The 14,808-nt window shown below is 57.3% G+C and carries 12 protein-coding genes and 1 pseudogene; 3 read left to right on the top strand and 10 right to left on the bottom strand.

The window, feature by feature from the left end:
* Positions 1-6 precede the first annotated feature (6 nt).
* Positions 7-954: a trehalose operon repressor TreR gene (treR, locus tag ACHHZ6_RS14810; protein ID WP_395122495.1), complete on the bottom strand. Its 948-nt coding sequence runs from the start codon at positions 952-954 to the stop codon at positions 7-9.
* Positions 955-1,341: 387 nt separating this feature from the next.
* Between treR and mgtA the strand changes: the two genes are divergently transcribed.
* Together mgtA and ACHHZ6_RS14820 are read left to right on the top strand one after the other, a co-directional pair.
* Complete coding sequence (mgtA, locus tag ACHHZ6_RS14815) at positions 1,342-4,050, top strand: magnesium-translocating P-type ATPase (protein WP_182274615.1); 2,709 nt, start codon at positions 1,342-1,344, stop codon at positions 4,048-4,050.
* Between the two features lie 183 nt (positions 4,051-4,233).
* On the top strand, positions 4,234-6,609 hold the full coding sequence (locus ACHHZ6_RS14820; protein WP_395122497.1) for a beta-N-acetylhexosaminidase: 2,376 nt from the start codon (positions 4,234-4,236) through the stop codon (positions 6,607-6,609).
* Positions 6,610-7,291: 682 nt separating this feature from the next.
* Here the strand turns inward: ACHHZ6_RS14820 and ridA are convergent.
* The 4 genes from ridA to ACHHZ6_RS14840 form a co-directional block, all read right to left on the bottom strand.
* Entirely contained in the window at positions 7,292-7,678 is a 387-nt protein-coding gene (gene ridA / locus ACHHZ6_RS14825; RefSeq protein WP_014068687.1) for a 2-iminobutanoate/2-iminopropanoate deaminase, read from the bottom strand.
* Positions 7,679-7,751: 73 nt separating this feature from the next.
* Complete coding sequence (pyrI, locus tag ACHHZ6_RS14830; RefSeq protein WP_182273556.1) at positions 7,752-8,213, bottom strand: aspartate carbamoyltransferase regulatory subunit; 462 nt, start codon at positions 8,211-8,213, stop codon at positions 7,752-7,754.
* Between the two features lie 12 nt (positions 8,214-8,225).
* Entirely contained in the window at positions 8,226-9,158 is a 933-nt protein-coding gene (pyrB, locus tag ACHHZ6_RS14835) for an aspartate carbamoyltransferase (protein ID WP_182273557.1), read from the bottom strand.
* A gap of 34 nt (positions 9,159-9,192) precedes the next feature.
* Entirely contained in the window at positions 9,193-9,297 is a 105-nt protein-coding gene (locus ACHHZ6_RS14840; protein ID WP_168769597.1) for a pyrBI operon leader peptide, read from the bottom strand.
* Between ACHHZ6_RS14840 and ACHHZ6_RS14845 the strand changes: the two are divergent.
* Positions 9,277-9,394 (top strand): annotated as a pseudogene (locus ACHHZ6_RS14845) (hypothetical protein). The gene ACHHZ6_RS14840 and the pseudogene ACHHZ6_RS14845 overlap by 21 nt on opposite strands.
* A 3-nt stretch (positions 9,395-9,397) precedes the next feature.
* Here ACHHZ6_RS14845 and ACHHZ6_RS14850 read toward each other — a convergent pair.
* The 5 genes from ACHHZ6_RS14850 to arcA form a co-directional block, all read right to left on the bottom strand.
* Entirely contained in the window at positions 9,398-9,877 is a 480-nt protein-coding gene (locus ACHHZ6_RS14850; RefSeq protein ID WP_182273558.1) for an arginine repressor, read from the bottom strand.
* A gap of 76 nt (positions 9,878-9,953) precedes the next feature.
* Complete coding sequence (locus tag ACHHZ6_RS14855; RefSeq protein ID WP_182273559.1) at positions 9,954-11,357, bottom strand: YfcC family protein; 1,404 nt, start codon at positions 11,355-11,357, stop codon at positions 9,954-9,956.
* A gap of 48 nt (positions 11,358-11,405) precedes the next feature.
* Positions 11,406-12,410 (bottom strand): ornithine carbamoyltransferase, encoded by a 1,005-nt coding sequence (gene argF, locus ACHHZ6_RS14860; RefSeq protein ID WP_182919319.1) that lies wholly within the window; start codon positions 12,408-12,410, stop codon positions 11,406-11,408.
* A gap of 152 nt (positions 12,411-12,562) precedes the next feature.
* Positions 12,563-13,474, bottom strand: a complete 912-nt coding sequence (gene arcC, locus ACHHZ6_RS14865) for a carbamate kinase (protein ID WP_182273561.1) — start codon at positions 13,472-13,474, stop codon at positions 12,563-12,565.
* 10 nt (positions 13,475-13,484) lie between these two features.
* Entirely contained in the window at positions 13,485-14,705 is a 1,221-nt protein-coding gene (gene arcA / locus ACHHZ6_RS14870) for an arginine deiminase (protein ID WP_182273562.1), read from the bottom strand.
* Between the last annotated feature and the right edge of the window lie 103 nt (positions 14,706-14,808).

Raw genomic sequence — 14,808 nt, forward strand, 5'->3', positions numbered from 1 at the left:
TGGCGTTTATGAAAGATGGGCTGGAATGACTATCTGACGCGGTTCCGTGCGGCCGTTGATCTGCTCGATCAACTGGGTTGCAGCCTGTCTTCCGGACTCGGCGTAACCGGGATCGACGGTGATAATCTCAGGATGAAGGAACTTCATCAGCGGCGTGCTGCCCACGCTGGCGACCTGTAAATCGTCGATACGGTGTTCCTGCAGGTATTTACTCGCGCCCAGCGCCAGGGTATCCGTGGCGCACACCAGCGCGGTGGTCTGTGGGGTTAGCACGTTGGCGACCTGCTCGTAACCCTGCTTCATGCCCAGCCCTGGCAGGGAGGCCACGGCAGAGAGGTTGTGCTTTTTGCAAAATGCCAGGTACGCTTCATGACGACGTTTGCCGGTGGTGACGTCTGCGTGCGGTACGCCAAGGAAACTGATGTGGCGATGACCCGCATCGTACAGGCGCTGCATCAGGGTAATAATTGCGCCCTCGTCGTCGTAGCAGACAGACGCAAATCCGCTGGCATCGCGCGCCAGCAGTACCAGTGAGGGTTGCCACGGTTTCAGCATCTCTTCCTGAATGCCGGTAAAACCAAACAGCACCACGCCATCAATGTTGCGGCGCTGGAGCATGCCCAGATGCTCTTCAACCATTTGCGGGGAGAACTGGCTCTCCATCATGATCGGGTCATACCCCTGCTCGTAAAAAGCGGGGAGCATGGTCTGAACGGCCAGGTTTTCCGAGAGTGAGTCCAGGCGCGAGACAATAATGGCGACCACTTTGTCACTCTGCCCACGCATGGCGCGTGCAGAGCGGGACGGGGAAAAGCCGTGCTGATTCATCACCGCCTCGACGCGTTCGCGCGTGCGTTCGCTGACACCACTTTCGTTGTTCAGCACGCGCGACACGGTGGATTTCCCCACGCCGCTTAAACGCGCGATGTCTTTAATCGTAAGGCGGTTCTGCATGCTGTATTCCCTGTAACAACGACAAAGTAGTGAATCAAGCCTTAATGCTATAGCGTGATTTCGCTATGGGCAAAGTCTGGTTTACGTTTGGTTTATTTGCGTGGTGCTATAATACCGCCCGAATGGTCACAAACGGTATGGTTAAATCCTTATACTGCGCGGCGACACCCTCATTTACTTACCGGAGGTTACATGGATCCCGATCCCACATCTCTCCTGAACGGGAGAATACGTTCTTTCCGGTAAGCCAGCCTTAAGCTGTCTCACCGGCGTGAGGCAGCAACGTCCAGACGTTCCTGCTTAAAAAAATAGAGTGCCTGTCAGGTACGGCTTTGCCACGCCTGCAGGAAATACTGTGTCCGCATTTGCGGATGCGGGGGAATGACTATGCTGAAAAATATCACCCGGCAGTTGCAAGCGCTGCTGGGCCGCCACCTGCCTCGTCGCCTGACTGAGCGCGACCCACTGCCTAACGCCAAAAACATCGCGGGGGCGGCCATTCCCGCCAGCCTGGCAGAACACTGCCTGAACGTGGCGGCGATGGATGAAAACGAAGTCTGGCGTGCCTTTGGTGGTCATCCGGAAGGGCTGAACGCGGCGGAAGTGGAAAAAATCCGCGCAGTACATGGTGACAACCAAATTCCGGCGCAAAAGCCTGCCCCATGGTGGGTTCACCTGTGGGCCTGCTACCGCAACCCGTTCAACCTGCTGCTGACGGTGCTGGGCATTATTTCCTACGCCACTGAAGACCTGTTTGCCGCAGGCGTGATCGCCCTGATGGTGGGGATCTCCACCATGCTGAACTTTATTCAGGAAGCCCGCTCCACCAAAGCGGCGGATGCCCTGAAAGCGATGGTCAGCAACACGGCGACCGTCTCCCGTGTGATTAACGATCTGGGTGAAAATGCCTGGGTTGAGCTGCCCATCGACCAGCTGGTACCGGGCGATCTGGTTAAACTCGCGGCCGGGGATATGATCCCGGCTGACTTACGTATCATCCAGGCGCGCGACCTGTTTGTGGCGCAGGCCTCGCTGACCGGTGAATCTCTGCCGGTTGAAAAGGTGGCGCGAACCCGCGACCCACAGCAAATGAACCCACTCGAGTGCGACACCCTGTGCTTTATGGGCACCACGGTGGTGAGCGGCACGGCGCAGGCAATTGTGACCGCCACCGGGGGCAACACCTGGTTTGGGCAGCTTGCCGGGCGCGTCAGCGAGCAGGAAAACGAGCCGAATGCCTTCCAGAAAGGGATTGGCCGCGTCAGCATGTTGTTGATCCGCTTTATGATGGTGATGACGCCAATTGTGCTGCTGATCAACGGCTACACCAAAGGTGACTGGTGGGAAGCGGCGCTGTTTGCGCTCTCTGTCGCCGTGGGCTTAACGCCAGAAATGCTGCCGATGATTGTCACTTCCACGCTGGCACGCGGGGCGGTAAAACTCTCTAAGCAAAAAGTGATCGTCAAACACCTGGATGCCATCCAGAACTTTGGTGCGATGGACATTCTCTGTACCGATAAAACCGGCACGCTGACCCAGGACAAAATTGTGCTGGAGAACCATACCGATATCACCGGCAAGACCAGCGATCGCGTGCTGAACAGCGCCTGGCTGAACAGTCACTACCAGACAGGGCTGAAAAACCTGCTCGACGTCGCCGTGCTGGAAGGGGTTGATGAAGGGGTGGCTCGCACGCTCTCTGGTCGCTGGCAGAAGGTTGATGAGATCCCGTTCGACTTTGAACGCCGCCGTATGTCGGTGGTGGTGAGCGAGCAGCCGGATGTACATCAGCTGATCTGCAAAGGGGCATTGCAGGAGATCCTCAATGTCTCCACGCAAGTGCGGTATAACGACGACATTGTGCCGCTGGACGACACCATGCTGCGCCGTATCAAACGCGTCACCGATAACCTGAACCGTCAGGGGCTGCGCGTGGTGGCAGTGGCCAGCAAAATTCTGCCTGCGCGTGAAGGGGACTATCAGCGCATTGACGAATCCGATCTGATCCTTGAGGGTTACATCGCATTCCTCGATCCGCCGAAAGAGACGACTGCACCTGCGCTGAAAGCGTTAAAAGCGAGCGGTATTACCGTAAAAATCCTCACCGGCGACAGCGAGCTGGTGGCTGCTAAAGTGTGTCACGAAGTGGGGCTGGATGCAGGTGACGTGGTGGTGGGGAGCGACATCGAGAACCTTTCCGACGACGACCTGGCAACACTGGCGCAGCGCACCACGCTGTTTGCCCGCCTGACGCCGATGCATAAAGAGCGCATCGTGACGCTGCTGCGCCGCGAGGGGCACGTAGTGGGCTTTATGGGTGACGGCATCAACGATGCGCCTGCGCTGCGTGCGGCAGACATTGGCATCTCCGTTGACGGCGCGGTGGATATCGCCCGTGAAGCGGCGGATATCATCCTGCTGGAAAAGAGCCTGATGGTGCTGGAAGAGGGCGTTATCGAAGGACGTCGTACCTTTGCTAACATGCTGAAGTACATTAAAATGACCGCCAGCTCTAACTTCGGTAACGTCTTCAGCGTGCTGGTGGCGAGCGCGTTCCTGCCGTTCCTGCCGATGTTGCCGCTGCACCTGCTGATCCAGAACCTGATGTACGATGTCTCTCAGGTGGCGATCCCGTTTGATAACGTGGACGACGAGCAGATCCAGAAGCCGCAGCGCTGGAACCCGTCCGATCTGGGCCGTTTCATGCTGTTCTTTGGCCCGATCAGCTCCATCTTTGACATTCTGACTTTCTGCCTGATGTGGTTTGTGTTCCACGCCAACACGCCTGAGCATCAGACACTGTTCCAGTCCGGCTGGTTCGTGGTCGGGTTGCTGTCACAAACGTTGATTGTGCATATGATCCGCACGCGCCGCATTCCGTTTATTCAGAGCCGCGCCGCGTGGCCACTGATTATCATGACGGGGATTGTGATGCTGCTCGGTATTGCGCTGCCGTTCTCACCGCTGGCAAGCTACCTGCAGCTCCAGGCGCTGCCGCTGAGCTACTTCCCGTGGCTGGTGGCGATCCTCGCCGGTTACATGGTGCTGACGCAGATGGTGAAAGGGTTCTATAGCCGTCGATACGGGTGGCAGTAAAAACACCTTAACCCTCTCCCCGGACCGTACACCCCAAAGGGGAGAGGGACGGGGTGAGGGGGCTGGCTTTCCTCCCAAATTCAACAACCTGTGATCCTCGTCATGCCGTTTGCTTGACGACAAATTGTACGCATGTTAACAGAATGTTTTGCCTTACTTTGGCCCGTCAGATAAGGAACATTCATGTTACGGTACAGCCTCTTAACCGCCGGGCTGATGCTCGGCGCGTCAGCGTTTGCCGCTCCGGCAGGCGATCTCCCTCTGATGCCCTGGCCTGCGAAGGTTGAACGCCCTGTCACCCAGGGGATGCTGGTACTCAGCAACAACGTGTCCGTCAGCGTCAGCGGCGACGAACTCGACGATGCGGTCAACCGTCTGCGTCAGCGCATCGCCCTGCAAACCGGCTGGACGCTGCAACCCCAGGGGGGAAAACCGACCATCCGTATAAAGATTGCCAAAAAGGTGAAGCCGCAGCCGCTGCCGGACAGCGATGAAAGCTATAAGCTCACGGTAGATGCCAGCGGCGTCGATATCTCTGCCAATACCCGTTTCGGTGCGTTGCGTGCAATGGAGACATTGCTCCAGCTCATTCAGAATGGTGCGGAAAACACCTCGCTGCCCTGGGTGTCTGTAGAGGATTCACCGCGCTTCCCGTGGCGCGGCCTGCTGCTTGATTCGGCACGCCACTTTATTCCGTTGCCGGATCTCAAGCGCCAGATCGACGGCATGGCGGCAGCGAAACTGAACGTGCTGCACTGGCACTTAACCGACGATCAGGGATGGCGCTTTACCTCAAAACGCTATCCAAAGCTGACCCGGCTTGCCAGCGACGGGCTGTATTACACCCCGGAACAGATGCGCGAGATTGTGCGCTACGCCACTGAGCGCGGTATCCGTGTGGTGCCGGAAATCGACATGCCGGGCCACGCTTCGGCGATCGCCGTGGCATATCCTGAACTGATGAGCGCCCCGGGGCCGTATGACATGGAGCGTCACTGGGGCGTGCTAAAACCGGTGCTGGATCCGACAAAAGAAGCGACCTATGCCTTCGCCGACGCGATGGTCAGCGAACTGGCAGAGATCTTCCCCGATCCGTATCTGCATATCGGCGGTGACGAGGTGGATGACACCCAGTGGAAAGAGAACGCCGCCATTCAGAAATTTATGCGCGACAACAGGCTGGCGGACAGCCATGCGCTGCAGGCGTATTTCAACCGCAAGCTGGAGACGATCCTCGAAAAACATCACCGGCAGATGGTGGGCTGGGATGAGATCTACCATCCCGATCTGCCAAAAAGCATCTTGATCCAGTCCTGGCAAGGGCAGGACGCACTGGGGCAGGTAGCGCAGAACGGCTACAAGGGTATTCTCTCGACGGGTTTCTACCTCGACCAGCCCCAGTCCACTGCCTATCACTACCGCAATGAGATTGTGCCGCAGGGGCTGAACGGCGTGGATGTCATTACGGATACCGACAGCCCTCAGAGCTGGTCTTTCACCATGCCGCGCCTGAAAGGCAAGCCGGTGGAAGGAAGCTTCACGCTGGTGAAAGGGGATTCTGGCTGGCGCGGGTTTATTGATTTCGCGGGTAAATCCCGTCGTGCGGTGCAGGATATTGCATGGCGTAATGACAACCAGGTGACCTTCACCGTCGATACCTGGATGGGGGAAACGCGCCCGGTCGTTTCTGTCGATAACGATACGCTGAGCGGCTATTTCCTGGTGGGTAACGCCCGTTATCCGATTAAGGGTAAACGTCTTGATGAGGTACCTAAAGGCATTCCGCCGGTGGTGCCGGACAGCGCCCATCAGGTCAACCTGCTCGGCGGTGAGGCCGCGCTGTGGGCGGAAAACGTGGTTGCACCGGTGCTGGATATCCGCCTGTGGCCGCGTGCCTTTGCGGTGGCGGAGCGGTTATGGTCGGCGCAGGACGTCAACGATGTTGACAACATGTACACCCGCCTGCAGGCGATGGACAGCTGGTCGACGGTATCGGTCGGGTTACAGCAGCATACCCAGCAGCAGGTGCAGTTCACGCGACTGGCGAACAGTGCCGACACGCTACCGTTGCAAATTCTCGCCCAGGCCGTTGAACCGGCGCAGTATTACACCCGTCAGCACCTGAAGTTCCAGGCCGGGAACTACCATCAGTTTGAGCCGCTCAACCGCTTTGCCGATGCGCTGAACGCTGAAAGTAACACCGTGCGCCAGATGAAAAAATGGGCGGAGCGCCTGGTGAGCGACGCGGAAGATGCTGAAAGTGCCGACGCGCTGCGCCACGTCTTTAACCGCTGGCAGAGCAATACCAGCGACGCGCTGGCGTTAAGTGAAAACAGCTACCAGCTGAAGGCCATCAAGCCGGTGATCCTGGTGGTGGATAAGCTGGCCTCGATTGGCCTGCGGCTGACGGATCTGGTGGCGCGTCAGGGGACGCTGGATGACAAAGAGATCGCCTCAATTCAGGGCGAGCTGGATAACGCGGCGAAGGTGCAGGATGAAGTGGTGATAGCGGCGGTGTATCCGCTGGAAACGCTACTCAGGGCGACGCGGAATCTGTAGCAGGCCACAAAAAAGGCTGCGCAGGCTGTAATGCCGATCAGTTAAGCACTGTGGATAATTCCGTTCACCTTACTATCCGCAGAAAATAATACGCTCACAACCTGTGAACGGGATAAGGGGGCCACCGCGGCCCCCTTATCAATCCCCGCGGCCCCGCGGAGAAATCGGTGCTTCGCACTGCGCTCACCTCCCGACCCGCTGCCTGCGGTCGGCTCGACTCAAGATTACTCGTCCCATCCCTGGGACTCGCCCCTTCGGGGCCAACGCAAGCGTTGTTCAAAATTGCTCCCGGCAATTTTGTCCTGTCTCGTTTCGCCTCTGGCCGCCATCCCTGGCGTCCAGCCCTTGTCATCCGGTCTCCGGTTCGCCGATTTCAGCGGGGACTCAACACCCGTGCCACATTCAGGCGATGAAGAAGGTTGAGGGAGCGTGAGTCCGGCTGAAAATCGCCGAAGCGTTTCCTGGAGGCCGGGACGAGGCGCAGGGATGCCCGACCCGAAGCCGGAAGGAATAAGCTGAGGGTACCGCGAAGCGGCGATTTTCTTTGCCGGGAGACGGGATTGTTAAGGGGGCGCGATAGCCCCCTTAACACGTTCACCGCAGCGGATTATGCAGGTAGCAGGAATGTCTGAGTGAACGGAACGATGCCACTGAAATAGCAAAGTGCCATGCCGAAAACGCCTTAGCGACGAACCGCAATCGCTTCGATTTCAATCTTCACGTCTTTTGGCAGACGCGCCACTTCCACGCAAGAGCGCGCCGGGAAGGTGGCGTTGTGCTCGGTGAAGAACGCTTCGTAAGTGGCGTTAACGGTCGCGAAATCGTTCAGATCTTTAACGAATACGGTGGTTTTCACGATATCGCCCACTTTCAGACCCGCAGATTCAACGATAGCCTGCACGTTTTCCAGCGACTGACGCGCCTGAGCGGCTACGTCTTCCGGCACTGCGCCCGTTTTCGGGTTCACCGGGATTTGGCCAGAGGTAATAATCATGCTACCCAGATCAACGCCCTGAACGTATGGGCCGATAGCCGCTGGTGCATTTTCCGTCGCGAGTACTTTGGTCATGATTTCTCCAGAATAACAGCTGATTAAATGTTCCCGGCCATTATAACAGCCGGGATTTCATTACCAACCTCAATTAGTTGGCCAGCACCACATAATGAGAAAACTCTTTTTCGCAGTATTTGCATTTGAGTGCGATGTCATCAGCGCGTTTTTTCACTGCAAAGCTGGAGGCAACCGGCTCAGCATGACTGATGCAGTTGCTGTTTGGGCAGACCAGCACGCTTTCGATGCGCTCCGGCAGGCTCGGACGGGACTTGCCGACCACTTCATACTCGTCGATGCGGTTCACGGTGGCGTCAGGCGCATACAGCGACAGCTGGTTAACCTGCTCGTCGGTCAGGAAGGTATTCTCAATCTTGATCAGGTCTTTGCGGCCCATTTCGCCCGACGGCAGGTTCAGGCCGATGGTGATGCGCTGGTCGGTTTCGGTCAGTTTGAACAGCGTCAGCAGCTTAAAGCCGACCTGCGCAGGGATATGGTCGATCACGGTGCCACGTTTGATGGCTTCAACCTGGAGTTTGTTATCGTGTGTCATTGTCGTTTCCCCTTACAGAGCCAATTCGCGATTCAGAACCAGTGCCAGTAACGCCTGGCGGGCAAAGATGCCGTTTCCGGCCTGCTGGAAGTACCAGGCGTGCGGCGTTTTATCCACGTCTGTGGTGATCTCATCGATGCGTGGCAGCGGGTGCAGCACTTTCATGTTGTCGCGTGCGCCTTCGAGGTCGCTGGCGCGCAGCACAAACTGCGCCTTCACGTTGGCGTACTCGGACGGATCCAGACGCTCTTTCTGCACGCGGGTCATGTAGAGGATATCCACGTTGCCCATCACGTCTTCGATGCTGGCGTGCAGGCTCCACGGGATACCTTTCTCGTCCAGCATGTCGAGAATGTACTGCGGCATCGCCAGCGCATCCGGGGCGATGAAGAAGAAGCGGTTGCCGTTAAATTTCGCCAGCGCCTGGGTGAGCGAGTGGACGGTACGGCCATATTTCAGGTCACCGACCATCGCGATATTCAGATTTTCCAGACGTCCCTGGGTTTCCTGAATGGTGAACAGATCCAGCAGGGTTTGCGTCGGGTGCTGGTTCGCCCCGTCTCCGGCGTTCAGTACCGGAATGCCGCCGGAAAACTCGGTCGCCAGACGTGCCGCACCTTCCTGTGGGTGGCGCATCACAATAGCGTCAACGTAGGTACTGATAACTGAAATGGTATCCGCCAGGGTTTCGCCTTTTTTACCCAGCGACGTGTTGCTGCTGTCTGAGAAACCCACCACGCTTGCGCCCAGGCGGTGCATGGACGTTTCAAAGGAGAGGCGGGTGCGGGTAGACGCTTCAAAGAAGCAGCTCGCAATCACCTTGTGCTTCAGCAGCTCCGGTTGCGGATTCGCTTTCAGTTTTGCCGCGGTTTCCAGAACCAGTTCCAGCTCTTCGCGGCTGAGGTCGTTTATGGAAATGATGTGTTTTTGATAAAGCGGATTCATGTTTATCTCCTGACGCCGGGCAAAAAAAAACCCCTCAAATGAGGGGCTCTGGGAATAGATTGTGCAACGGGAAGAAAAACGGCAGGCCAGCGTCTGATTTCAGACGCGGTAAGACGTTATGTCGTACACGCTTGACCATGCTTCCTCCCGGCAAATTGTCGGGCATTATACGCAGCCCGGTTTTCGGATCAAGCGATTTAATGCATATTTTACTCAGTGCAAACGGTTCTTTGTGAATATTAATTCGTTCTGAGTAAATAATTAATTTGTTTGTGTACCAGCGCAGTGCGCTTCACTATCCGAGGGGCGACCCAGACAATACTGCTTCCGGCCACCACTCCTAAAATTTCCGGTAACTGGTGATAATCCAGAATTCGCGCCACTGCGCGACCATACCCGGCGACGGTATGGATAAGGATAAACTCGCTATTATGCTCCACGCTAACCACCATTTCGGAAACCGAACGCGCGGCGTCAGGGGTAGGGTGCAACTGAGGATTCAGCGAATAAATCTTTAGCCCTTTAGCATTTCGAATTTTTATGACACCGAGCAACCTGAGCAGACGCGAAACGGTAGACTGGCTAATGCTGTCAAAGCCCCTCTCCTGCAAGTCGCGGCGAATTTCTTCCTGGGAGAGATAACTCTTTTCTGTGATCAGACGCTGGCAGACCGTCAGCTGTAGCTGTTCTTTTGGAGAGTAATCACCATATTCCGTCATAACTATTTCCCATGTATGTGGCTGAAACAAAACGCCCGGCAGGCACTACGCTTACCGGGCCTACAACGTCAAAAAATCACAACAACGCCCCCAGGCTTAACGCCGCCATGATCACCACTGTCAAAATCCCCAGCAGCGGCGCAACCCATTTCAGGTAGCGCACGTAAGGCACGCGGGCGATAGCCAGCCCGCCCATGACGACGGCAGAGGTAGGAGTGACCAGGTTAACGATGCCTGATGCCGACTGATAAGCCGTAACCACCAGGTCGCGGTTGACGTTAGCGAAATCGGCAAGGGGTGCCATGATCGGCATCGTCAGAACGGCCAGGCCGGACGAAGAAGGCACAAGAAACGACAACACCACTTCCAGCCAGTACATCACGTTGATAAACGCCACCGTGGATAACCCGCTGACCAGCCCTTCGGCGCTGTGCAAAATGGTGTGGGTAATCATGCCCTTATCCATGATCACTACGATACCGCGCGCAATGCCGATAATCAGCGCGACGCCCAGCAAATCTCGCGCGCCGTTGATAAACGTTGAGGTCAGCTCCTCTTCGCTCATGCGGGCAATCAGGCCGACGATAATGGCGCTGGCGAGGAACACCGCTGAGATCTCCGCCATCCACCACCCCAGCACCGCCACGCCGTAGATCATCACCGCGAAGGCGAGGGCGAAGATCACCAGGATGATTTTGCGCACCGGGGTAAATTCCAGCGACTGCTCGCCTTTGTTGCCGAGGAAATGGGCGAGGTTCTCTTCCTGCTTATCCGCAACAATAGAGAGCGACGGATTGAGGCGCACTTTACGGGCGTAACGCATCACCCATGCCACGCAAATGAGCCAGCCAATCACTAACAGCGCCACGCGCAGGATGATGCCGTTGGTGAACGGGATCCCGGCGGCGTTGGCGGCGATCACCGTGGCGAACGGGTTGATGGTGGAGCCGAGAGTGCCGATCCCCGCCCCGAGCAGCACGGTGGAGGCTGCCACAACCGGGTCGAACCGGGCGGCCAGCATCACCGGTACGAGCAGGGTGTAAAACGGTAGCGACTCTTCGGCCATGCCGTAGATGGTGCCGCCAGCGGCAAACAGCGCCATCAGGATCGGGATCATCCACTCTTCACGTCCGCGAAGGCGGGTGGTGACGCGCTCGATCCCGGCGTCAATCGCGCCGGTTTTGGTGACGATCCCGAGGAAGCCCCCGATGATCAGGATAAACAGCGCCACGTCGATCGCCCCGGCCTGGCCGGAGACGGGATCGTACAGCCCGGCAATCGGTGCCATCAGCACGGAGATTACCCCCTGCGGATGTGCCGCAACGTGTGCGTAGGTTCCGGCAATCGGTACTTCTTTGCCGAGGGTTTCATTCAGGGCCATCTGGTACTGACCGGCAGGCACAACCCAGCTCAGCGCCGCAACGACGGCAATCAGAAAAAAGAGAATGGTGTAAGCGGAAGGAAACTTGAACTTGCCCATGATGTTCTCCTGAAACCCGGCACACCCCGTGGCGTGCCGGGGGGGTGATTAGTCGCCGAGTGTCGCCACCATGACCGCTTTAATGGTGTGCATGCGGTTTTCGGCTTCGTCAAAGACGATAGAGTTCGGTGATTCAAAGACCTCTTCTGTCACTTCCAGCCCTTTCAGGCCGTAGGCCATTTCAATTTCACGGCCCACTTTGGTGTGCTCGTTATGGAACGCAGGCAGGCAGTGCATGAACTTGACGTTCGGGTTACCGGTGGCCTTCATGACCTTCGTGTTGATCTGGTACGGGGTCATCAGGCTGACGCGCTCGGCCCAGGCCTCCTTCGGCTCGCCCATTGAGACCCACACGTCGGTGTAGAGGAAATCGGTACCGTGTACGCCTTCTTCCACGTCGTCGGTGAGGGTGATGCGCGCCCCGGTTTCTTTGGCGATGGCGCGACACTGTTCAACCAGACCCGCTTCAGGCCAGAAGGATTTCGGTGCCACAAGGCGGATGTCCATGCCCATCTTGGCCGCGCCAACCATCAGGGAGTTGCCCATGTTGTTACGTGCGTCACCCAGGTAGGCAAAGCTCAGCTCCGGCAGGGTTTTGCCAGGAGCGTGCTCCAGCATGGTCATCAGGTCGGCGAGGATTTGGGTTGGGTGGAACTCATCGGTCAGGCCGTTCCACACCGGTACGCCTGCATACTCACCCAGCTCTTCAACAATCGCCTGGCCGTAGCCGCGATACTCAATGCCGTCATACATCCGTCCCAGCACGCGGGCGGTGTCTTTCATCGACTCTTTATGACCAATCTGCGAGCCGCTTGGGCCGAGGTAGGTCACCTGCGCACCCTGGTCAAATGCGCCGACTTCAAAGGCGCAGCGGGTGCGGGTGGAGGTTTTTTCAAAAATCAGGGCGATGTTTTTCCCGACCAGGGTTTGCTTTTCGCGTCCGGCTTTTTTGGCGGCCTTCAGCTCAATGGCGAGGTCGATCAGGTACTGGATCTCCGCCGGGGTGTAGTCCAGCAGTTTGAGGAAATTGCGGTTTTTCAGGTTGATGGTCATGTGGGAAATCCTTTTAAAATTTAGCTGTCTGATGCCCTCACCCCGTCCCTCTCCCACGGGGAGAGGGTGTGATCGCCCCCTCTCCCATGGGGAGAGGGTGTAATCGTCCCCTCTCCCTTTGGGAGAGGGTTAGGGTGAGGGGAAATTTCGACTCAGTTACGAATCAACGTGCCTTTCTCGCCCGCCAGGATCTCTGCTCCGTCGGCCAGCGCGCCGATCCCGGCAATGCCGTGACAGGCTTCAACAAACTCGCGGCAGGCGGCCACTTTCGGCCCCATCGAACCGGCGTCGAATTGCATGCCTTTGAGCAGTTCCGGTGTCACCTGTGCCAGCGGGCGCTGCGTCGGTTTACCCCAGTCGAGATACACCGCATCGGCATCGGTCAGGATCAGCAGGGCATCGGCCTCGATCTGACGCGCCAGCAGTGCGGCAGAGAGGTCTTTGTCGATCACCGCCTCGATGCCGTGATAGCCCCTGGCGTTTTCCACCACCGGCACGCCGCCACCGCCGTTGCAAATCACCAGGTGATCGCGCTGGATCAGCGCCGAGATGGCGTCGCTCTCGACGATGCGTTTCGGCTGCGGGGAGGGCACCACGCGGCGGAAGTAGCTACCGTCGGCCTTGAATACCCAGCCTTTTTCCGCCTGTAGCGTTTTCGCCTGCGCTTCGTTGTAAACCGGGCCGATGTACTTGGTTGGGTTGGTAAAGGCCGGGTCGCTGGCATCCACTTCCACCTGGGTGAGCAGTACGCTGACCTCACGCTGGGGAAGGATATTTTTCAGCGCCTGCTGGAGCATGTAGCCGATCATTCCCTGGCTTTCGGCTCCGAGGATGTCGAGCGGGTAAGGCGTCACTTTGTCGTAAGCACTGTTTTGCAGCGCCAGCAGCCCGACCTGCGGCCCGTTGCCGTGAACCAGCACCACGCGCCACTGTTCCGTCAGCCCGGCGATGGTGCGAGCCGCCAGCTCGATATTCTGGCGCTGGATCTCCGCTTCCAGCGGTTCGCCGCGTTTGAGCAGGGCGTTGCCGCCGAGGGCCACAACCAGAGTGGGTTTTCTTTCCATGATGACTCCTTTAAATTCCGTCGCGTTCCAGTGGGCAGCTCATGCAGCGCGCGCCGCCGCGACCGCGACCCAGCTCGTCACCCGGGATCGGCAGCACGGTAATGCCTGCTTTGTCGTACTTCTCGTTCGTCCAGACGTTGCGCTCGTAACCAATCACCACGCCCGGGCGGATGGTCAGCACGTTGTTGGCGTCGTTCCACTGCTCACGCTCAGCTTCAAAGGCATCGCCACCGGTGGTGATCAGGCGTACCTGGTTAATGCCGAGGGCTTTTTCGATGGCGTGTAGCAGGTCGGTTTCCTGCGTGCGCAGCAGGCCGCCGCGTCCGTCCGGAGTGAGCGTCCAGCACTGGGCGTCTTTACGCACCACTTCCGGGTAAACGGAGAAGGTATCCACGTCGATGTGGGTCATGACGGTGTCGAGGTGCATGCAGGAGCGGTGTTTTGGCAGTTCAACGGCGATCACGCGTTCGGCCTGGCGATGTTTGAACAAACTGTTGGCGAGGAACTCCACGCCCTGCGGGGTGGTGCGCTCGGACATGCCAATTAATACTGCCCCGCGGCCAATCACTAATACGTCACCCCCTTCTAATGTCGCGTGGTCGTAATTAATGTTTTCATCACCGAAATATTTAATAAAATCGCCATCGGCAAATGCCGGATGCCAGCGGTATATTGCGCGCAGGTTATTGGTTTCACGCTGACGTGCCGGTTTAGCCATTGGGTTAATGGATACACCGTTATAAATCCAGCAGGAGGTATCGCGGGTAAATAAATGGTTAGGCAACGGCTTCATAATAAAATCATTCGCCGTGTGGGTATCCACCACCATATTTTTAATGGCTGCCGGAATTTCACCGTAGGTTAACCCGCCGCTTAACCGACGCGCCAGTTCGCGGTGTGGCATATCTGCCAGCCAGCCCCGCACGTCACCCGCGAAGGTTGGCCCCAGGCGATAGTCAGAGATTTGCGTTTCCAGCAGCCAGGCTTTTGCTGCAGCAATATCAAGCGTTTGGGTAAGTAGATCGGTTAACAGCAGGACTTCCACACCCTGCTCACGCAGCGTGTTTGCGAAAATATCATGCTCTTCACCCGCCCGTTCAACCGAGAGCACATCATCAAATAACAGTTCCTGACAGTTCGATGGTGTTAAACGTTTCAGACTTAAATTTGGGCGATGCAGCATAACGCTACGCAATTGACCAATTTCAGAACCGACGTAATGCTTTTCCATAATTATTCCTTTAACTGTTTTTCAGAATAAAAAGGGCTTGGCCATGCGCTTCGTTTATTTGCATGGCGGCTTAGCTCAATTGATTTCAGAGCCAATACTAGGC

The organism is Enterobacter cloacae complex sp. 2024EL-00214 (assembly GCF_043945575.1).
Classification (GTDB): domain Bacteria; phylum Pseudomonadota; class Gammaproteobacteria; order Enterobacterales; family Enterobacteriaceae; genus Enterobacter; species Enterobacter cloacae_P.

Excerpts from the sequence above, each read along its gene's own strand:
- ACHHZ6_RS14840 (WP_168769597.1), bottom strand. The coding sequence starts at position 9,297 with ATGGTCAAGCGTGTACGACATAACGTCTTACCGCGTCTGAAATCAGAC.
- ACHHZ6_RS14850 (WP_182273558.1), bottom strand. The coding sequence starts at position 9,877 with ATGACGGAATATGGTGATTACTCTCCAAAAGAACAGCTACAGCTGACG.
- ACHHZ6_RS14855 (WP_182273559.1), bottom strand. The coding sequence starts at position 11,357 with ATGGGCAAGTTCAAGTTTCCTTCCGCTTACACCATTCTCTTTTTTCTG.
- treR (WP_395122495.1), bottom strand. The coding sequence starts at position 954 with ATGCAGAACCGCCTTACGATTAAAGACATCGCGCGTTTAAGCGGCGTG.
- mgtA (WP_182274615.1), top strand. The coding sequence starts at position 1,342 with ATGCTGAAAAATATCACCCGGCAGTTGCAAGCGCTGCTGGGCCGCCAC.
- ridA (WP_014068687.1), bottom strand. The coding sequence starts at position 7,678 with ATGACCAAAGTACTCGCGACGGAAAATGCACCAGCGGCTATCGGCCCA.
- pyrB (WP_182273557.1), bottom strand. The coding sequence starts at position 9,158 with ATGAATCCGCTTTATCAAAAACACATCATTTCCATAAACGACCTCAGC.
- arcA (WP_182273562.1), bottom strand. The coding sequence starts at position 14,705 with ATGGAAAAGCATTACGTCGGTTCTGAAATTGGTCAATTGCGTAGCGTT.
- argF (WP_182919319.1), bottom strand. The coding sequence starts at position 12,410 with ATGACCATCAACCTGAAAAACCGCAATTTCCTCAAACTGCTGGACTAC.
- arcC (WP_182273561.1), bottom strand. The coding sequence starts at position 13,474 with ATGGAAAGAAAACCCACTCTGGTTGTGGCCCTCGGCGGCAACGCCCTG.
- pyrI (WP_182273556.1), bottom strand. The coding sequence starts at position 8,213 with ATGACACACGATAACAAACTCCAGGTTGAAGCCATCAAACGTGGCACC.
- ACHHZ6_RS14820 (WP_395122497.1), top strand. The coding sequence starts at position 4,234 with ATGTTACGGTACAGCCTCTTAACCGCCGGGCTGATGCTCGGCGCGTCA.